Source organism: Sphingobacterium sp. CZ-UAM, assembly GCF_002000245.1.
In the GTDB taxonomy this organism is placed as follows: Bacteria; Bacteroidota; Bacteroidia; order Sphingobacteriales; family Sphingobacteriaceae; genus Sphingobacterium.
The window spans coordinates 15195-36943 of sequence record NZ_MTCM01000005.1; the positions used below are offsets into that span (position 1 = coordinate 15195).

Annotated in this window: 12 protein-coding genes and 3 tRNA genes; 8 read left to right on the forward strand and 7 right to left on the reverse strand. The window is 40.6% G+C overall.

Features of this window, described 5'->3' with window-relative positions:
• Positions 1-23 precede the first annotated feature (23 nt).
• From BWD42_RS17795 to BWD42_RS17805, 3 genes are all read right to left on the reverse strand, one after another.
• Positions 24-96, reverse strand: a tRNA-Gly gene (locus BWD42_RS17795).
• A 48-nt stretch (positions 97-144) separates the two neighbouring features.
• A tRNA-Tyr gene (locus tag BWD42_RS17800) sits at positions 145-225 on the reverse strand.
• A 26-nt stretch (positions 226-251) separates the two neighbouring features.
• A tRNA-Thr gene (locus BWD42_RS17805) sits at positions 252-324 on the reverse strand.
• Positions 325-648: 324 nt separating this feature from the next.
• On the opposite strand from BWD42_RS17805, the gene BWD42_RS17810 reads away from it, so the two are divergent.
• A complete protein-coding gene (locus tag BWD42_RS17810) occupies positions 649-1812 on the forward strand; it encodes a BamA/TamA family outer membrane protein (protein WP_077437775.1) in 1164 nt (387 codons plus the stop codon).
• 289 nt (positions 1813-2101) lie between these two features.
• Here BWD42_RS17810 and BWD42_RS25015 read toward each other — a convergent pair whose 3' ends face one another.
• The 4 genes from BWD42_RS25015 to BWD42_RS17830 all read right to left on the reverse strand — a co-directional run bounded on the left by BWD42_RS25015 (position 2102) and on the right by BWD42_RS17830 (position 6991).
• Entirely contained in the window at positions 2102-2629 is a 528-nt protein-coding gene (locus BWD42_RS25015) for a hypothetical protein (protein ID WP_077437776.1), read from the reverse strand.
• Between the two features lie 266 nt (positions 2630-2895).
• A complete protein-coding gene (locus BWD42_RS17820; RefSeq protein ID WP_077437777.1) occupies positions 2896-4215 on the reverse strand; it encodes a sensor histidine kinase in 1320 nt (439 codons plus the stop codon).
• Between the two features lie 3 nt (positions 4216-4218).
• A complete protein-coding gene (locus BWD42_RS17825; RefSeq protein ID WP_077438030.1) occupies positions 4219-5580 on the reverse strand; it encodes a sigma-54-dependent transcriptional regulator in 1362 nt (453 codons plus the stop codon).
• 31 nt (positions 5581-5611) lie between these two features.
• Positions 5612-6991 (reverse strand): TolC family protein, encoded by a 1380-nt coding sequence (locus BWD42_RS17830; RefSeq protein WP_139351203.1) that lies wholly within the window; start codon positions 6989-6991, stop codon positions 5612-5614.
• Positions 6992-7315: 324 nt separating this feature from the next.
• On the opposite strand from BWD42_RS17830, the gene BWD42_RS17835 reads away from it, so the two are divergent.
• The 7 genes from BWD42_RS17835 to BWD42_RS17865 all read left to right on the forward strand — a co-directional run bounded on the left by BWD42_RS17835 (position 7316) and on the right by BWD42_RS17865 (position 21734).
• A complete protein-coding gene (locus BWD42_RS17835; protein ID WP_077437779.1) occupies positions 7316-8569 on the forward strand; it encodes an efflux RND transporter periplasmic adaptor subunit in 1254 nt (417 codons plus the stop codon).
• A gap of 86 nt (positions 8570-8655) precedes the next feature.
• A complete protein-coding gene (locus BWD42_RS17840; protein ID WP_077437780.1) occupies positions 8656-11022 on the forward strand; it encodes an ABC transporter permease in 2367 nt (788 codons plus the stop codon).
• A gap of 101 nt (positions 11023-11123) precedes the next feature.
• Positions 11124-11807, forward strand: coding sequence for an ABC transporter ATP-binding protein (locus BWD42_RS17845; RefSeq protein ID WP_077438031.1), 684 nt, complete (start codon positions 11124-11126; stop codon positions 11805-11807).
• Between the two features lie 105 nt (positions 11808-11912).
• Complete coding sequence (locus tag BWD42_RS17850; RefSeq protein WP_077437781.1) at positions 11913-14330, forward strand: ABC transporter permease; 2418 nt, start codon at positions 11913-11915, stop codon at positions 14328-14330.
• Positions 14331-14465: 135 nt separating this feature from the next.
• On the forward strand, positions 14466-16841 hold the full coding sequence (locus BWD42_RS17855; protein WP_077437782.1) for an ABC transporter permease: 2376 nt from the start codon (positions 14466-14468) through the stop codon (positions 16839-16841).
• A 15-nt stretch (positions 16842-16856) separates the two neighbouring features.
• Positions 16857-19274, forward strand: a complete 2418-nt coding sequence (locus BWD42_RS17860) for an ABC transporter permease (protein ID WP_077437783.1) — start codon at positions 16857-16859, stop codon at positions 19272-19274.
• Positions 19275-19331: 57 nt separating this feature from the next.
• Positions 19332-21734 (forward strand): ABC transporter permease, encoded by a 2403-nt coding sequence (locus tag BWD42_RS17865; protein WP_077437784.1) that lies wholly within the window; start codon positions 19332-19334, stop codon positions 21732-21734.
• Positions 21735-21749: the final 15 nt, after the last annotated feature.

Consider the following 21749-nt stretch of genomic DNA (forward strand, 5'->3'; position numbering starts at 1 on the left):
AAATTTAATACTTGAAAAATTTGAGCGGAAGACGAGGTTCGAACTCGCGACCTATAGCTTGGAAGGCTATCGCTCTACCAACTGAGCTACTTCCGCTTAATAACTAGAAACTAGAGTAAATCTAAACTCCAATTAAAAAAAGTGTGGAGGGAGAAGGATTCGAACCTTCGAAGCCGAAGCAACGGATTTACAGTCCGTCCCATTTGACCGCTCTGGAACCCCTCCAGACCTGCAACCTACGTTGCATTTAGAGCCTCTTATCGGGATCGAACCAATGACCTACTGATTACAAGTCAGTTGCTCTACCAGCTGAGCTAAAGAGGCTTCTAATATTTTTAAAACAACTTACGTTCTATCAACGCCAATCCGATAATCTTATCTTTTCAGCGAGTGCAAATATCGAATTTACTTTTGATTTTTGCAAGTTTATTTTTTACTTTTTTTCATTTAAAGAACTAAGCAAACTTCGTTGTTATGAACCGTTGTTCCCTTGTTTGCTGATGCAAAGATAGACACAAAAGTCACTTTACAAAAATATTTATCAAAAAAAAACAGCACTTTTTGTCAATTATACTGATATGCAGCACAATAATTTTTAATTGACTATTTGCCTATTTTGGTTATTTGCCTAATATACTATCTTTGGGCATGCAAATTTTACCCCAATCACTTTCAAAACTTACCCGCTATACAGCGTTACTTGCGCTGTTTATAGTTGGTAAAGGCGATTTGAAAGCTCAAAATATTATTCAAAAATTGAGTAAAAAATTTCTTTCGGCTGAGAAAGACTCTACCCGTTCGGGCAGTTTTATGGTTTTGCCTGCAGTTGGGTACGCACAGGAAACCGGAGTAGAATATGGTTTAGCCAGCTCATATAACTTTTACCTGGACAAATCGGATCCCCATATTCGCACCTCCACGATGACATTGATGGGAACCTTTACCTCTAAACATCAGTCAAACTTTAAATTTCAAACTGATCTTTGGACAAAAAATAACGATTATCATTTTGTCAGCGAAATTAGGTACCGCAACTGGCCATTTAATTATTATGGCATCGGTATGGATACCTGGAAAATAGACGAAGAGCGCATCGACCAAAAACTATTTCGCGTAAAACTGGAAGTAGAGAAAAAAGTCCATAACAATTTGTATTCGGGCATTAATATACAGTACGATAATTTCACAATCCGCAGTGATAGCAACGACCGTGTGTTTAATCGATCTGACCTTATCGGAAAAAAAGGGGGGCAACAACTGCTCCTCGGTGTATCGCAGTTATTTGATAACCGCGACAATGTTTCTTATAGCACACGTGGTTATTATGCCAAATTTCGCCTCGCCTACGCACCCAAATTATGGACCAGTGAAGATTTTAATGGTGCAAATCTGGACCTGGATCTCCGTGGTTTTATTCCTCTACATAAAAACGTCACACTGGCCCTCCAAGGAATCCTTCGTTCGACATTCGGAAAAACAATTCCTTTCTATAATTACCGTGAATTAGGCGGCGATATGATGATGCGTGGATATTACCTTGGACGTTATCGTGACAAAAACTACCTCGCTTCGCAAGCCGAATTACGCTATCGTTTTCACCCCCGTTTTGGTATCGTTGGTTTTTCTGGAATAGGGTCAACCTTTTCAAAAGAAAATAGCAGCAGGTATGTACCAAGTTATGGCGGCGGATTACGCTACTTTTTTAGTTTGGAACACAATAGCAGTATTCGATTTGACTATTCATATGGTGAACAACGGAACGGAGAGAAACGCCAATCAGGCTTTTACCTATCCCTAAGTGAAGCTTTTTAAATAAAGAAGGGGGCATAAAAATGGACTGCCCCCTTTTTTTATTTTATCCGGAACCTGCAACAATTTCTATCCAATTGTTGACGAGCCCCAGTTTATCTTTTTGAACAGCCTCCCCCCCTTCATCAATTTCAATAAGGTACTGATTGATGCTATATTAGTTCTGTGCTCACAATAAGTCTACCTCAAGTCACCTTTGCGGGTAGATGCATACAATCTACTTCCACGTATACCGTAATACGTTGATGGCTTTCAATCCTAATCAAACATTGTAGAAAGAACAACGGAGAAACTAAAACCTGATTAGAAAATTTTCCTTACGTTGTCCAGCCCTAAAAAAGACCAAGCCAATTCGATACAAATCTATGGTGACAACTACGCGACTATCATCCTTGAGCCTCTTCCAATAGTCTTCACGCTCGACCGACAAATGGGGCTCGTTTACAATCAGCATATCGCGTTCGCCGACGATAGCCAGAAAATCCAGGTCTAGGTTTGTCTTATCGATATAATAGATCTTGCGAAAAGAATAACTTCCGGCTTGCTGTTTCAACAGCACCTCGTAACTTGGCAGTGACTTCTCTGCCAAAACCACAAACTGATCAAATGCAAAAGCCTTCAATAGGCGATCGATTAGCAGATATTTTTTTTCTTCTACCTTCCCCCTTACACTAATGTCCCGGGGCAAATTTAAACGCATATCGGGATTATCTTTCTGATAAATGACCTCATCGACCAATTTATAAACAAACGGTGAATGTGTCCCATGTCGGCTATGGGAAATGAAATAATGGCGCCAATACTTCAGGTGGTAATTCATTTTGCTGCAAACATCGAAAAATTTGTCTTGATATACAATTAAATTCTCCTTTCTGTAAAGGCATATTTAATCACCTACAGCTCGATAAACAGCAATTTGTTGTATACTCAAAGAATAGATGACATTCGTTTTGCATGAAAAATACTGATTTTACACTTTATTTCACATGGAACATCAAAACACAAGACATGAACAAGCCATTTGCACCATAGGCATAACAAGAACAAGATGATCGTTAAAAGCTAGGTTATAGTTGGAAAGAAGGGTTAAAACTGAAGTATAAAAGCACTACCTTCTCCCTCAACGCTATTGAGAAAGATCGTGCCTTTATGCAGCAACATAATCTGCTTACTCAGAGTCAAACCCACCCCTGTTCCAGTTTTCTTTGTTGTAAAAAAGGGTGTAAATATTTGTTCCTGGAGATCCGCCGGGATTCCCCGACCATTATCTTCGATGCGAATCTGCACCTTTCCATCGATTTCCATTGCAGATAAACTGATATAGGCCTCCGTTCGGGATTTCACTGCATCAATTGCATTTAGCATCAGATTGATAATAACCTGTTCGATCAAGTTGACATCAGCATACAGTATCAACCGGGTGTTCTTTAAGATAATATCAACATCAATATTTTTTTGGATCAGCGTCGGCTCGAGCAACTGGTAAATATGTTCAAATAGTTGGGAAACCTGAATCGGCGCTACCTGTGGTTGATCCACCTTATTAATCATACGGTAGCTTTTTGCAAAATGCAGGAGTCCTTCGCTCCGCCTTTTGATGGTTGATATACCGGTTTTTAGATCATCAATATCCTCATGTCCTCTGAAATGGTCCAAACGCCCATTGAGTGTTTCGGCCAATGAACTGATTGGCGCAATAGAATTCATGATCTCGTGCGTAAGTACGCGCAATAACTTATGCCAAGCCTTTGTCTCAGTCTCATCAATAGCTTCGTTGATATTTTGATAAACGACAATGCGAAATATGGCATCTTGTGTTTCAAAACTAGAACTTTGAATCAGCAATTTTATTTTTCCTTTACTTGACTGGATAGACTCCATTTGTTGCTGACCATTATCCAGCAACATGGTCTTTTCATAAAGGTCGGGATTTTTCTTTTTCAGTCCGGCAATATTCCCTAGATGTGGCAGATGAAAAAGTTGTTTAAAGGCATCGTTCACCCACATTACTTTTCCCGTATCCATTTCATAGAAGATAATAGCCGAGTTAAGCATATTAATAACACGATCGAGGTACTGATGCTGTATCTCCTGTTTAATACTGATTTCCTTATACGTTTCGTTAATCTGATTAAAAGCGCGAAAAAGCTGCCCTTCGACCGATTTCGGATTTTTCACCAAAAAACGTCGCGTAAAGTCGCGATATTTAACTGCCTCGGCAAATTCTACAAGCTGTCTTTCCAAAAAATTATATTGGGCATATAGATTAAAACCCAGATAGAGCATAATACAAAAGATCAAAGACGCTTGTACATACTCATGCTTCATCAAGAGGTAGGCAGCCACAACCGCAGCTACCAACAGCAAAACAATCTTAATTACATTTAAAATCTTTCCATGTCTCATAGGCTAGATATCGTATTTCTCCAAACGCCTATAGAGTGCCGCACGGGTAAGCCCCAATTCCTTTGCTGCCTTACTGATATTTCCATTATAACGTTCGATGGCCGACTTAATGGCTTTGCGCTCCAACTCTTCCAGATTTTGACTGCTAGGAACAGATTCAACAACAACCTGTTCTACTTGCTGCTCAATTGGAGAAAAAAACAGATCATTTCCGGCAATACTTACCTGATCGGCCATGATAACAGCTCGTTCGATACTGTATTGCAACTCACGCACATTTCCGGGAAAGTGATAAGCAAAAAGCTTTTTTATCGCATCTGGTTCAAATCCTTCTATGCGTTTATTGTACTTCTTGGCATAGATATCCAGAAAATATGTTGCCAATAGCCCGATATCTTCTCCCCTATCCCGTAAAGGAGGAACTTGAATTTCCACGGTATTGATGCGATAAATCAGATCCTTCCGAAAACGGCTCTCATCGGCCAAGTGTTTAAGGGATACATTTGTTGCGGAAATTAGGCGTATATCCACTGGGATCGATTGGTAAGAACCCAGCGGTGTAACTTGACGATTTTGTAATACAGTCAATAGTTTGGCCTGTTGCTGCAACGAGATATTACCGATCTCATCCAGAAACAAAGTCCCGCCATTTGCCGCTTCAAAACGTCCCTGACGGTCTTCCCGCGCATCTGTGAATGCCCCTTTTTTATAGCCGAAAAGTTCACTTTCAAACAAAGTCTCCGTCAATGCACCTACGTCAACTTTCACATAAACCTGATCCGAGCGCAACGAGCGCCGTTGAATCGCCTGTGCAATCAAATCCTTACCGGTGCCATTCTCCCCCAAGATCAAGATATTTGCGTCTGTTGGTGCTATCTTCTCAAGCTTATATTGCAGTTCGTCCATGACCACCGAATTACCGATCAGATCTGGGCTATTGCCGGAGCGTAACAGCGAACTCTTATTTTTCTTTTCTTTATTTTTTGATTCTGCAAGCGTGCTTTCAATGGTTGCCAGCAACTGCTCGTTTTCCCAGGGCTTGACCACAAAATCGGCGGCGCCCTGTTTCAGTGATTTCACAGCCAGGTCTACTGCCCCATAGGCTGTAATCATAATCACATGAATCTGCGGAAACTTTTCCTTGATCCGCGACAACCAATATAACCCTTCATTTCCGGTATTGATTGTACTTTTGAAATTCATATCCAGAAGCACAAGGTCATACGGCATTTTCTCCAAATGCCCAATCAGGTTCTCTGGATTAGATTCGACATGAACATGGCTGACTTTAGGTTTTAGCAAGATTCTTGCTGCTGTAAGTAAATCTTGGTCATCGTCGACTACTAAAATAGATGCTTTTTTCATATTCCCTGGCTTCATTCAGACACTAAGATAACTATAAATTTAACGAGCCTGCGTAATAATCATTGATATATTTTTGTAGCAACCACTCATACTGCTTGACAACCAATTGGATCTGGCTATTATCATATTTTGTCTTTGCAGTTAAAAATATGACTGAATTACTGTTTCCCAATTCGAATACGACCTTGGCGATACGAAATGATTCAGCGTAATTTGTATTTTGCTCCTGCAATTGTGTAATTGTATTGCTGGCATTTTGCAGGTTAAAAACCGCATTTGCAGTCTCGGTCCTCAAATTATTCAGCGCAATCTCGCGTTGAAATTTGCTTGATTCCAAATCTAATTTAGCCAGTTTAACATCATTCCTAACCTTAAATCTGTTAAAAATGGGAATTGAAAGATCTAATGATACAGACTTTCCAAGATTATTCTTCATTTGATACCAATAACCGCCCGTTTTTACATTTTTGGAATAATTCGAACCTAATCCACCATTTAATGACAAAGAAGGCCAATAGGAAGATTGCGCTATTTTAATATTTTTTTCGGCCGCTTTAATTTTCCAATCCAGCGCCGGAATATTCGGTAGATTCTCCGTTGCCAAGTTATAAAGTGTTGTAGCGTCCATTTTTTGTGCATCAGCTTTTAACTCCAGTGCCTGCAAATCGCCCAATTGCGCCTCTTCTATATTTAATAAACTGGCTAACTTTACACGATTCGTATAAAGCCGCTGTTTATTGCTTTCGATCATATTGATATCATTAGCAAGCTGTCCTTTTAGATCAAAATAATCCCCCGGATTAATTGCACCCTCTTTTTGCATCGCTTCAGCACGACGTACCTGCTCACGTGTCACCTCTGTTTGCACCTCTGATTGCCTCAAAACATCCTGTGCTGTTAATACTTGGATATAAGCCGTAATAACATCCAGTTTCAATGCATTGACCTGCGAATCAAATTCAAGTTTTCCCGCTGCCTTCGCATCTGCGCGCATCCGAATATCATTCAATATACGAAACCCATTAAAAACAGGCACACTAGCATCCAACCCAAAATTTCCAGAAGAGTTATTGCTAGTAATATATTGATTTGTCGCATTATCAACGGAACGTCCTGAGGTAAGGCTATGCCCCAAGCGTCCATTCAAATTAGGTAATCGATTCGATTTTGCCTGTGAAAGATTCACTTCAGCTCGTTTTACTGCTAATTCATTTTGCAATAAGGTAGGGTTGGCTTTTATAGCCAATTGGATACAGTCGGCCAAGCTACGTTTTGATTCCGACTCATTCCCCCTGATAGCTTCTACTTTTACAACATCCCGCTCCCCAATTCCTTGCTCAGTCTGTTGTGCCTCAAGTTTTATATAAGTCAACAAAAAACACAATGTACTATATATATAGATTCTCTTCATATCCACTTTTTGTTTTCCAAGCAGACCATCGCCATGCCAAACAATAAAAATTCTGATTATCAACAAGATGCACAAAACAACAAACGATCAATGTCCAAGTTCGTACAATCAACTGTCCGATATTGAACACCCGCGCAATCTTATTAAAATACAATAAAAATATACGGTAAAAATCATAGATAAGATCCGGGTTGTACGCCATCGTACATGAAGTGTCCGCTATCGAACACCGAACAGCAGCACAAACAAAATAAACAACTAAAAATCAATACGTTAAATTATTGGCACAGCTTTCATAGTTACATAGCAAATTGATATTAAATTATGGACAGACCTTTAGAAAAGAAGAAGTGGAATAGCAAACGCATCATGACCATTGTAGGGATTGCTGGCATCGTTGGATTAATCGGCGCTAGTTTTTACTTTACCTCGGGCAAAAGCAAGCTAAATGTAGAAGCGGACCGTATCTCTATTGTCGAAATAAAAAATGGTAACTTTCAGGAATTCATTCCAATCAATGGCACAGTGCTTCCAATCAGCAGCATCTATCTCGATGCTTCTGTAGGTGGTCGTGTGGAGGAAAAATTTGTTGAAGATGGTACTGTCTTAAAAAAGGGTGATCCGATTATGCGTCTATCCAATACCGATCAGGAGCTTACGTTGGTTCAACAGGAAACACAAGTACTGAACCTTTTGACACAGTCGCAGATCGCGCAGACCAATGCCCAACAAGCATCTATTAACAACCGTAACCAGATGGCAGATGTCGAACAGGCTTTTAGGGAAGCCGAGCGTATCTATAACTTAAACAGAAAATTACTCGCGGAAAAGGCTATTGGATCACAGGAATTTGAAAAATCAAAAAATGAATATAATTACCAAAAGGAACGGGTTAATCTAACGAAACAGATTCTAAAACAAGACGAAATATCCAACGCTCAAAAAACGAATCAGGACAGACAGACCTACCAACGTACACAAAGTGCGTTGGAATTAATGAAACGAAAAATTGGTGACCTCATCGTACGGGCACCTGTCGATGGTCAGTTAACTGCTTTTGATGCCGAAATTGGACAGAACAAAAATGCGGGCGAGCGACTCGGTCAGATTGACGTCCTGACTGGATTTAAAGTTCGTGCTGATATCGACGAGCATTATATCAACCGTATTTTCCCAGATCTTCAGGGCGAGTTTTCCATTGGAGACAAAACCTACAAGCTTCGTATTAAAAAGGTATACACGCAGGTAACCAATGGCCGGTTCCAGGTCGACATGGAATTTATCAATGAAGTCCCCAAAGGAATCCGTCGTGGACAGACGCTACAGATACGTCTCGCCTTAAGTGATGAAACGAAAGCATTATTATTAGCTAAAGGTGGTTTCTATCAACAGACCGGTGGCAACTGGATCTTCAAACTCGATAAAAATGAAAATACAGCTTACCGTGTCGACATCCAACTGGGCAGACAGAATCCAGAATATTATGAAGTGATCAAAGGATTACAACCCGGAGACAAGGTCGTCGTATCGAGTTACGAGACCTATGACAAAGTGCAGGAATTAAGTATTAAGCGATAAATTCGAAGTAAAAAATAAAGCCATTGTTAATCCACTGGCTTATTTAACCAAATCTGAATAAACAACAGCAATTACGCAATACCACGATGATAAAGAACTTTATAAAAACAGCCTTTCGTAACCTTTGGAAAACCAAAGGGTACAGCTTTCTCAATATTTTTGGGTTAGCGATCGGCATTGCAGCAGCATCCTTGATCTTTTTATGGGTAGAAAATCAGTTAAGCTATAATGATAACTTCCCCAACAAAAAGGATCTCTATATCGTCAAGTCAAAACAGACCTATGATGGTGCAACCTTTGTGTTCGAATCAACCCCCGGCCCCCTGGCGCAAAATATAGCGAAAGAGATTCCGGGCATTAAACATGCCGTACGCATGACATGGATTAGCCCAATGTTATTCTCTGTTGGTGATAACAATTTATTTCAGAATGGACTATATGCTGATGCGACCGTTGCCGACGTGCTTTCGCTGGAATTTATGGAGGGGGATCGTAAAACCGCATTTGACAAAGTAGATAACATCATTTTATCAGAATCCGGCGCGAAAAAATTATTTGGCAGTCAACCCGCCCTAGGTAAGACAGTAAAGACTGATAACAAAGAACTTTACATCGTATCAGCCATTACAAAAGACCTCCCTAAAAACAGCAGTTATAATTTTCAATGGTTAATTCCCTTCAAAAAATTTGAGTCTAGCCAAGACTGGCTGACCAGATGGGACAATAATGGTATCCAGACGTTGATTCAGGTTGAAGACAATGCAAACGTTGATCAAATCAACAAACAGCTCATGAACTATGTCAAAAATAGAACCAATGGTGAGGTTACTTTTTCACAAAATTTCCTCTATCCAATGGAAAGATGGGTTACACATAACCGTTTTGATAACAGTGGAAATGAAATAGAAGGAAGTTTAAAAAATATTCGTCTGTTCAGCATTATTGCTTGGATCGTTTTGCTGATTGCCTGTATCAATTTTATGAATCTTGCTACCGCCAGATCCGAAAAAAGGGCAAAAGAAGTCGGTATGCGCAAAGTTGTTGGTGCAAGTCGTCAATCGTTGATTGGACAATTTCTCGCAGAATCATTGGTCCTAGCTTCTATTTCCTCATTAGTTGCTATTTTATTGGTCTATATTTGTATTCGGCCATTTAATACCATGATTGGCCAAGACCTTCAGGTCGATTTATTCAAACCGATACATCTTGCCTTTGTCATCACAATTACTTTAATATGCGGGCTATTTGCAGGAAGTTATCCCGCATTCTTTCTGTCTGCTTTCAAGCCACTATCGACTATCAAAGGAGCGAAGCAGAAAGCTGGCACCGGAAGTCTTATCCGCAAGGGATTGGTTGTACTACAGTATACCGCATCAGTTGTACTGATCATTTGTACGATTATCATTTATCAACATATACAACATAATAAAAATAGAGACATTGGCTTTGACAAGAGTCAGGTATTGACCACCACACTGCAAGGTGATATGGCCAAACATCTTCCCCTGATCAAAAACCAGCTCCTAGCAACAGGATTGGTGGAGCAGGTTGGTGTCAGTGATGTGAGTATTCTCAACATTTACAACAATACCTCTGGTTTCAATTGGGAAGGAAAAGATCCAAACAAGAGTATTCTGATCGGAATGCTACGTGCAGATGAAGGCTTAATACCGGCATTAGATCTTAAAATGTTTGATGGAAGAAACTTCCACGCCAACTTACTGGGTGACAGCACATCGGTTCTTATTAATGAAACCCTTGCTAAATTAATCCGGAAAGACGGCCATGTAGTGGGTAGTATCCTTAATTACGGCGAAGAGAATTACACGATTGCCGGAGTTGTCAAAAATTTTGTTTATAACAACGTATATGCCGATCCAGATCCCATGTTATTTATACCTCTGGTCAGAGAAACCGGCCTATTGAATATCCGTACAAAAGCAGGGATTGACCTGCCGCAGGCTATTCAACAAATTGAAAAGATTATTGTAAAAAATAATCCCGGATTTCCTTTCGATTACAAATTTTTGGATGAAACCTTCAACAGCAAATTTCAGGCTGAACTGTTTATACAGCAGTTATCCAGTGTATTTGCGGTTATATCCATTATTATTTCATGCTTAGGCCTATTTGGTTTGGCTGCCTTTGCGACAGAACAACGTGCCAAAGAGATCAGTATACGCAAAGTCCTTGGTGCTTCCGTTTCTGGTCTTATTCAGATGCTCAATCGCGAATTTATTATCCTGATAGGTATCTCCTGTATCATTGCATTCCCGATTGCCTGGGTTTTCATGCACAAATGGCTCGCAGACTATGCACACCATGTTAACATCTCCTGGACGGTCTTTGTGCTGAGTGGTCTATCTGCCATAATAATAGCCCTGTTAACGATTAGCTCACAGGCTTTTAAAGCCGCAATAGCCAACCCGACGAAGACACTCCGAGACGAATAAAAAGAAAAATAAACAATTTAAAAGAATAGAATTAAACAGAATAATAACCGCCTAAAGCGATTGCCGAGGGCCCAAAACATAAAACCATGAGCGCAAAAAATATGATTAAAATAACCAATCTTCAAAAGTATTACCGCACGGAAGAAGTAGAGACTGTCGCATTGAACAATCTGAATATTCACGTAAAAGAAGGTGAATTTGTTGCCGTGATGGGTCCATCTGGTTGTGGCAAATCAACTTTACTGAATATAATCGGACTATTGGATGATCTGGATGAAGGGAGCTATTTATTCAACGATATCGAGGTGGCTAAATTCAAAGAACGTGGTCGGTCAGATCTTCGCAAACATAATATCGGGTTTGTATTCCAGAGTTTCAACTTGATCGATGAACTTACTGTATTTGAAAACGTGGAACTTCCTCTTGTCTATACCAATGTCCCAGCAGCCGAACGTAAGAAACGAGTTGAAGAAGTACTGGAGAAAGTGCAAATCATGCACCGCCGCAACCACTTTCCCCAACAGCTTTCCGGAGGACAGCAACAGCGTGTGGCCGTTGCCCGTGCTGTCGTCAATAATCCCAAATTAATTCTTGCCGATGAGCCTACCGGTAACCTGGATTCCAACAATGGTAATGAAGTGATGCAACTCTTAACCGAACTGAACGAAGCTGGTACAACCATCGTGATGGTTACCCACAGTGAACATGACGCCAAATTTTCGGATCGTATCATCCGCATGCTGGATGGTCAGGTTATTATGGAAACGACATCATTAGGATCCTAGCCAGGGCCAGCTGATCCTTTTAAGGGTAAGGAATGTTCTTAAAAATCTAAAAGCGCTTACCCATGAAGGGCCGAGAGCTATTAAACGAGTTTAAAGTATAAAACGATGAAAGGCATAAAATTAATTTTGAGACAATGGGGACGTAACCGTCTGTTTACCTTTCTTAATATCATCGGTCTAGCGATCGGGATCAGCGCAAGCTGGATTGTATTTCGGATTGTCAATTACGAATTCAGTTTTAACCAGAATCATCCCGACAAGGAACGGATTTACAAGCTTTACTCGGCATTTAAGGAAGGTGAAAATATCCATCGTTTTGATGGGACCCCCTACCCTCTTGGTGCTTATCTCGGTGCTAATCTAAAGAAAGATCTGACCGGACTGGAAGTGGTTGCACCTATTGCTAACCGATCATTTGAAAGCATCAAGGTAAAGCGTTCTAACAACGAAACGCTGGAATTCAATGAGCAGGATAAAATTGTTTCCGCCACCGCCGACTATTTTAAACTCGTTCCCTATAAATGGATCGTTGGTAATCCAAATACGGCGCTCAAAAACAACAATGAAACCATCCTGACGGCCTCCCGTGCAAAACAATATTTCCCCGATGCAGATCCAAAATCTCTTCTTGGCAAAACAATACAATACGATGATCAGCTTCTTACATTAACCGGTATTGTCGCCGACTTAGACTATCCGAGCAGTTTTGTCAGTAAAGAATTTATCCGTGTAAAACCCAATCCCCAGGAAGCAGACAATTGGGAGAATTCAAGTTCAAATTTCCATGTTTACATTAAATTAACTGAAAATGGGATGCCTTCGCAAGTAATTAAACTAGCTACCAAGAAGTTTCAGGAGATGGCTGGCGAAGAATTTAAGCAGTACAATATAACGGCCGGTTATGAGTTAGCACCACTGACGGACTTGCATTTCAATAAATTCATCTTGAACGGAAGTGACAAGCAGGTGTTGTTCGGATTGATAGGTATAGCCGTATTTCTCCTTATACTGGCAAGTATCAATTACATCAACCTGACCACCGCCCGTGTTCCGGCCCGGGCTCGGGAAATCGGTATTCGGAAAACATTGGGCGAACAACCCAGACACTTGACACTATCCTTTATCAAAGAAACCTTTTTTACCTGTTTATTTGGGTTATTATTCTCCTGGCCCTTGGTCAAAATATTCGAACTTACCTTTAGTACATATCTTCCGGAAAATATAAACGCTTATTCAGATAGTCTATCTGTCTTTATCTTTCTATTGGGACTTATTATCCTATTGACATTAATTTCCAGTCTGTATCCAGCTTATCTCATCAATAAAGTACATGTCGTAGAGGCCATCAAAATCCATGCAACAGATAAAATTTCGTTTGGTGGTATTTCGCTCAGAAAGATCCTCATTGTCTTTCAATTTGTAATCGCACAAGCTTTTGTCGTGCTGACAGTGATCATGGGTTTACAGCTCCAGCATGCTTTAGACAGCGATGTTGGTTTTCAGGATGATGCTGTTATTACACTCAAACTGCCGTATAAAAAAGCAGAAGATTCGGGTAAAAGTCCATTTCTGTTGAAAGAACTTCTTCAAAAATATCCTGAAATTGATCAGATTTCGCTAGGCCACCTCCCCATGAATAACGACCAATGGGGAAATAATATCGTTATGCAGAGCGATACCGGTCAGATCTTGATTAATATGCCTTTTAAATATATTGAAGAGAACTATTTGGATGTATTTAAAATGAAATTACTGGCCGGCCGGGCTCTCAAACTCTCGGATACAACTTCAGGAATACTGATCAATCAAAAGGCCATTAGTAAATTTGGATTTAAATCCCCAGCTGAAGCTGTCGGAGCAATTGTTACCGTAAGCGATCGTCCAACGACAATTGTCGGTGTACTGGCTGATTTCCACAACTTTAATCTCCATGCGCCATTAGAACCCCTTGCCATGCAAATATCAACTGATAAGGGCACGCTGCAGAATATAAATATCAAATTAAATGGAGATCCTAAAAAATGGCATCAGGCAATTGCATCCATCAAGACTGAATGGGAAAACGTATATCCAAATGCACCTTTTACCTACCAATTTTATAACGAGCGGATCAAGGAACTCTATGAGAAAGATTATCGCTTTTATAAAATAATCAATCTGTCAACGTCAATTACCATTTTATTAAGCTGCCTGGGATTGATTGGTTTAGTGACATTAACTACGCACCAGCGAACAAAGGAGATCGGGATCCGAAAAATTTTGGGCAGCACGGTCAGTGGCATCGTGCTACTGCTCTCAAAAGATTATATCAAACTAATTCTTATCTCGATCCTAATCGCTACACCGATTGCCTGGCTGGCGATTGATAAATGGCTCACAGACTTTGCGTTTAAAATAGAACTCAGCTGGTGGATGTTTATTATTCCGGCGATAGCAACTATCGGCGTAGCATTTTTAGCCATGGGCTATCAATCCCTCAGTGCTGCCCGTGCAAATCCAGTAGACAGTTTAAGAGATGAATAAAGAAGCTCAATAGTGATCAAGGAAAATGATGGGATTCAGTAATGTTCCCATCACAATCCATGTTTTTGAAGAACGAACCGCAAGAGAATACACAGAACACAGCAAAATTGACCAACACTACAAAAACCTAACCATATGATAAAGAATTATTTAATAACAGCCATCAGAGAATTAAGGAAAAAGAAGTTCTATACCGTTATCAATATCTTAGGGTTGTCGGTCAGTCTTACTGCCTCGATATTAATTATTCTCTGGGTACAGGATGAACAAAGTTTTGATAAATTCCATCCAGACTATGAACGTATATATACAGTCAATTCTCACTTAGATCCCGAACACAACGGTTCTATATGGGGATCTTCCCCAGGTCCTATTGGAAATTATGCACAAAATGTACCTGAGGTTGATTACGCAACGCGTGTTTCACGGGACTACAATACAACATTGGTCAATGACAAGTTGAAACGTCCCGTAACGGATATGAACATCTATTATGTTGACGGCAATTTTTTCAACATGTTTCATTTTCCACTGCAAGAAGGCTCTCTTGCAGGTTTTCAGGCTAATTACAAGCAGGCACTTATCACTGCATCAACAGCCGAAAAACTTTTTAGCAATCAGCAGGCTATCAGAAAGACTTTTCGTTACCAAAAAGATCTCTTTACTGTGTCCGGTATCCTACAAGATCTCCCCCAAAACTCCTCCATGCAGTTCGATGTCGTTATTCCATTAGGATATCATGCACAGCGATTTACAAACTGGGGGGGGAATGGAAAATGGAAAACAATCGATGAAGATCTGGGAAACTACAGCTTTTCAACCTATGTTAAAGTCAAACCCAACGCTTCTGCAGCACTTATCGGAAAATCTATCACAGACTCCTATACCAAAGCCCGTGACGGCGAAAATTCGACTGTATTTGTTTTAGACCCGTTAAAAACCATGCATCTAATTGCGCCCGACGGAAATAAATCTACACTTCGCATGGTGCAGATTTTTGGGATCATAGCGGTATTGCTGCTGGTCATCGGTGCAGTAAATTATGTCAATCTGAGCACCGCAAGGGCATTGGATCGGGCGAAAGATGTTGGTATCAGAAAGATTATTGGTGCCAACCGTCTCCACTTATTCTTACAATTCATCACGGAAACGGTTATTGTATTTCTTTGTTCGTTAGTGATCGCTTTTATCCTGATTCTGATCCTTCATACAGGATATAATCAGATTGCGCAAAAATCAATCAGCTTTTCTTTCCGTAATACGGCAATATGGCTGTATATTGGGGCTGCAATTTTGGGAACACTCGCGCTATCCAGTATATATCCCGCAATTCAACTGTCCTCATTCAATCCAATTCAATCCATAAAAGGGAAATCAGTAAAAGGTGTTTCATCTAATACAATGCGTAAAATATTAGTGGTCTTCCAGTTTACCCTTTCCGTGACGTTAATTGTGTGTACACTTGTCATCCGAAACCAATTGGCTTTTATCCAAAAGATCAACCTGGGCTATGACAGAGATCATGTCATAACCCTTGGTCTTCCAGAGGAAGCCTATAAGCATATAGATGCAATACGGACCGAACTCAAAAACAACAACGCCATACAAGCTGTCTCCTTATCCGGTGTTTACAACATGACCGACTTCGGAAATGCCACTGGGGATATAGATTGGCAAGGTAAATCTAAAGACAACAAACTGATTGTAGCTCAGGCGACCATTGATAAGGATTTTATTCCACTGATGAACATACAATTTCTCGAAGGGAAAAATTTTACTGGTATGCCAGCCGATTCTTCTGGCTATATCATCAACGAAACATTGGCTAAACAGATGGGCTTAAAACCACCCTATGTGGGATCCAACATGAGTTTTCATGATATCCCGGGACAAATCATCGGAGTGGTAAAAGACTTCCACTTCAAATCCATCAAAGATAAGATTGGTCCAATGGTCTTTTGGACACGTTGGGGAGCGGGCACTTTATATGTAAAAACAAGTACGACAAAAGCTCCTGAAGCCATTAAGGCTTTAGAAAAGATCTATAATCGCTATCCTTCCGATGCTCCATTTAATTATACATTCATTGATCAGCAATTTGACAATTTATATAAATCGGAACACCGGACAGGACTACTATTCAACATTTTTGCAGGTATTGCGATTTTTATATCCGCTTTGGGCTTATTTGCACTAGCAACTCACGAAGCACAAATGCGCATAAAAGAAATCGGAATCCGCAAGGTCCTCGGAGCAAGCACCTTTGGCGTCGTAAGACTATTGGGCAAAAATTTCGTGATACTCGTCTCCATTGCCATTTTGATTGCCTGCCCCATTGCGGTCTATTTGATGAATAAATGGTTGAGTAATTTTGCCTATAAAACAGAGCTGGACATACAGACCTTTATCTTCGGCAGCATTCTGGCCTTGCTGATTGCCGTTACCACAGTCAGCTATCAGGCCATTCGCGCGGCTTTGAGTAATCCTGTCGATAGCTTAAGGGACGAATAATTAACACGATAAATCATGATACAAAATTATATTAAAATAGCCTGGCGCAATATTCTAAAGAATAGAGGTTATGCCACCATAAATATTGTAGGTCTCGCCATTGGCTTGGCTTGCTGTTTATTAATTGTTATTTATGTACAGAATGAACTTTCTTACGATAAATATCATATCAACAAAGACCGTATTTTCCGCGTTGTACATGATTATAAAGAAGTCGGTAGTACAGAACAACATCAGATCTGGGGAAATGCCCCAATCGGAGAAGCCCTGAAATCCGACTTCCCAGAAATCGAGAAGATCGTTCAGTTCTCCGGGCAAACGTCCATCCTACTCAAACAAGGGGAAAATAGATTCCAGGAAGAAAATGTATTTTTCATGGATTCTACAGCATTCGATGTATTCAGCTGGAAAGTCCTTGCCGGAGATCCACATACAGCATTAAAAAATGCATATTCTGTTGTATTGACAGAAAGCACAGCTAAAAAATATTTCGGTGACCAGAATCCCATTGGCAAAACCATTGAAGGGGGATTAGCAGCAGGTCGGGCTGATGCAGGTCTGTATACCGTAACAGCTGTAATGGAAGATGTTCCTGCCAACTCACATTTTACCTTCGATGCGCTGTTATCTATGAGTACCTTCCGGAAAGCAAGACCTGATGTCTTCGAAAAAGAAGGCTGGGACTATGTAGATTTTTACACCTACTTTTTGACATCGAAAAAATTTGATCCTACAAAATTCAATCAGAAGATACCTGGCTTTCTCAAACGAAATGTCCCCGTACAAGTAAACGCCAATTCAAAATACAGTTTTCACCTCGAGCCCATGCTTCAGGCCTACATGCACTCCACTGCTGATCGCCAACCGGGAACAACGGGTAGCTTTCAAAATTTATATATTTTCGCGATCATAGGTGGATTTATCCTGCTGATCGCCTGTGTCAATTTTATGAATCTTGCTACGTCCAGATCCATGGAGCGTGCCAAGGAAGTCGGTGTCCGAAAAGCCATTGGTGCCAATAAAAGCAATCTGATTCTACAGTTTATGTCTGAGTCGCTGGTACTCGTATTTATCGGTGGTATATTGGCTATCGCTTTGGTCATTGCCTTTCTCCCTTTTATGGAAGCTTTTTCCGGTAAACAGTTTGGTTATTCATCCCTCCTTAATGGCACCACCTGGACGATTTTCTTTTTGGTAACACTTATAACCGGGCTATTAGCTGCCAGCTACCCCGCATTGATCCTGGCAAATTTTAAACCGATTAAAGTTCTGAAGGGGACGTTTGGCAACAGTAAGGGCGGAACTTTGTTACGTCGGGGGCTCGTCGTCTTTCAATTCTGTCTTTCTATTGCATTGATTGCAGGTACTGTGATTGTATTTTCCCAATTGAATCAACTGCAACAGCAAGACCTTGGTTTTCAAAAAGCACAACGCCTAATCATCGACTATAATTTCGATGAAAAAGTCAACAATAACCTAGAGGCGATCAAAAATACGCTCGCAAAAGATAAAGATGTACAGTCGGTGACAGCTTCGCGCACTGTTCCGGGAACATTTTTTCCAAATGCCGGAACAGAGATCATGTCAACGGACGGCAAAATGACCAATTTCGCTCCCTCACTCTATGAAATAGATATAGACTTTATCCCCAATATGGGCATCAAGATGGCTGCGGGGAGAGCTTACTCACGCGATTTCCCAGCAGATAGCGCCCATTCACTGGTGATTAATGAATCAGCAGCCAAATTATGGGGCTATTCAAATCCACAGGATATCATCGGAAAACAATTTAGACAGTGGGGCAAAGAAGGCACGGTCATCGGCGTTGTAAAAGATTTCAATTACCTATCCCTGCATCGCAAAATTGAGCCATTGGCACTACGACTTGAACCAAGTAGCAGCCGTTATCTGGCCGTGAATCTAAAAAATATCAATCAGCAAACAATCGACCGAATTGGCAAATTATGGACTGAACTCGTCCCTCACCGTCCCTTTCTATATAGTTTCCTAGACGATAATTTTAACCGTCAATACGAAGCCGATTATAACTTCAGAAGACTCTTTACAGCCTTTTCAAGCCTCGCTCTTTTTATTGCTTGCTTAGGTTTACTGGGATTGGTGACCTATACGGCTCAACAGCGTACCAAAGAAATCGGGGTGCGCAAAGTGCTTGGTGCTTCCATATACAATTTAGTGCTGCTGCTTTCTTCCGACTTTATCAGATTATTAGTCATCGCGATCTGTATCGCTACACCATTATCATGGATGGCAATGAACAAGTGGCTGGATAATTTTGCCTACCATATTGAACCAAAATGGTGGATGTTTGCTTTTGCCGGATTGTCAGCTGTATTCATTGCCCTGATCACCGTTAGCTATCAAACATTTAAAGCCGCTAAAGCAAATCCAGTGGACAGTCTGAGAGACGAATAAATAGTATACAATCAAGAATAAACTTAATATATCAGCACGAAACAAATAGATACGATCATGATCAAGAACTACACAAAAACAGCTTGGCGAAGTATTCGGGCCAACCGATTTTTCAGCATCCTTAATATTAGCGGATTGGCGATTGGCATCTGTGTATCTCTTCTGCTATTTGCTTTTATCCGTCAGGAACTGAGTTTTGATACCATGTATTCAAAAGCTGATAATATCTATCGTCTGCACATGCAGCTGTCGGCAGAATACAATCGGGAGAAAATGATTAACCTGCCCAATGCGGTTGGGCCCGCCCTCAAATCTGATATTGCGCAAGTTGATAATATGGTACGACTTGTAAAAGATGGCTTTGGAGCTACGGCTTCTATCCGTGCCGGAATGGATAATTTTAGTGAGAAGCAATTGTATCTAGCCGATTCAACATTGTTCTCCATCTTTGATTTCCAATTTATAGAAGGGAATGTTCATACTGCGTTTTCAAACAAGAAAAGTATTGTCCTCTCCCAATCAACAAAGGAAAAAATGTTTGGAAGCAACGGAGCATTAGGGAAACTTATCTCCATCAACCAAAGAGATACCGTACAGGTAACCGGCGTATTCAAAGATCTTCCCGCCAATAGCACCCTGGACTGTAATATGGTCATGAATATTATGGATTCCTGGATGGGGCAAAATGTCTATTGGAGTAATGCCAGTTATGAAACGTATATATTATTAAAAAAAGGAAGCGATCCGGCTATGGTCGCTCAACAAGCGACAAAGCTGATTGACAAGTATGTTGAAAAAGACCACCGGTATTACACCCAGTTTTTCCTGCAACCCCTGTTAAAGGTGCATCTCTACTCATCGAATCTCGGAGAGGGCGTCACCAAACGTATAGGAAACATTGACACCATTCGAACACTATACGTCCTTGCTTTTCTTGTCATCGCCATTGCCTGTATCAATTACATGAATCTAGCGACCGCAAAATCACAGAAAAATGCCAAAGAAGTGGGTGTAAACAAGGTACTTGGAGCTACTAGAAGCCAACTGATTGTCCGTTTTTTTGTGGAGACCGCAACGATTAGTCTATTTGCAATGACATTAGGCGTGGTCCTGGCCATTCTTTTGATCCCGCTATTTAATTCAATCGGCAATACAAACATTACTATTCAACAACTCCTGAACTGGGATATGCTCGGGATATTGGCCTTATCCTGGTTTATGATTACGTTTGCCGCAGGCAGCTATCCAGCCTTATTCTTATCGAAAATAAAATCGATCGCATTAATGAATAAAGGCTACAACAAACAAGGGAAAACAGTCCTGATCAGACAAATATTGGTGGTATGCCAATTTACCATTTCGATTATATTGATCATCGGCATCTCCGTGATGCTCACCCAGATGAATTTTATTCGAAATAAAGACCTGGGCTATCAACCTGAACATGTGGTCTCGGTCCCCATCCGTTCTTTCCGGAGTCTGGAAAAGCTCAACACGCTCAATCAACAGGTCCAAAGCTTATCAAATACGCTGTCCACCACATTCGCACAGTCCGTACCCGGAAGTAACGAAAGCGGAAAAACAACTTATAAGCTCGTCACGGATAAACAGGGTTTACCGACCCTGAGCTGTGTTACTTATGGAAATACAGTAAATACACTTGGATTAAAACTACTTGCCGGAACAGATTTACCTGACATATGGGGACGTCCTGACTCCACCTGTTATGTACTGATCAACGAGAAAGTACTGAAATATTTAGGCTATAAATCACCGCAAGAAGCCATTGGAAAGCATATTATCACTGAGATGAGTCCAACCAACTCAATCATCACCGGTGTCGTTCAGGATTTTAATTATACAAACCTTAAATCCGAAATCGGAGGTTACAGCTACTACACCATGAATGATCCCTCAGAATCACCACGCAACTTGTTGATCCGTTATAAAACCACAGATGTTCAAGGATATATCGACCAAATAAAGAAGATATATACGACTGTCGCTCCCGAAGCTGCTTTTGATTTTTCGTTTTTAGATCAACATGTCCAACGCCAATATGAAAATGAAATCCGCTCATCCAATATCATGAGCATGTTTTCATTTCTTACACTTTTTATAGCCTGTCTCGGTCTGTTGGGATTAGCAGCCTATACCACAGAAGCCCGAAGCAAAGAAATCGGTATCCGCAAAGTTCTGGGAGCCAGTGTTCCGGGTATTATTCATCTACTGTCATCAAATTATATCAAACTGATTTTGCTTGCTTTTCTTATTGCTGGACCAATCGCTTATTATCTCTTTAATAATTGGTTAAATGATTTTGTATATCATATTCAGATGCCTTGGTGGGCATACCTGATTGCGATATTAATAGTAACACTGGTCGCATTTATCACTATAGGATTTCAGACATTTAAAGCCGCGCTATTGAATCCGGTAAATAGTCTAAGGGACGAATAGATCTTCATCTGGTTG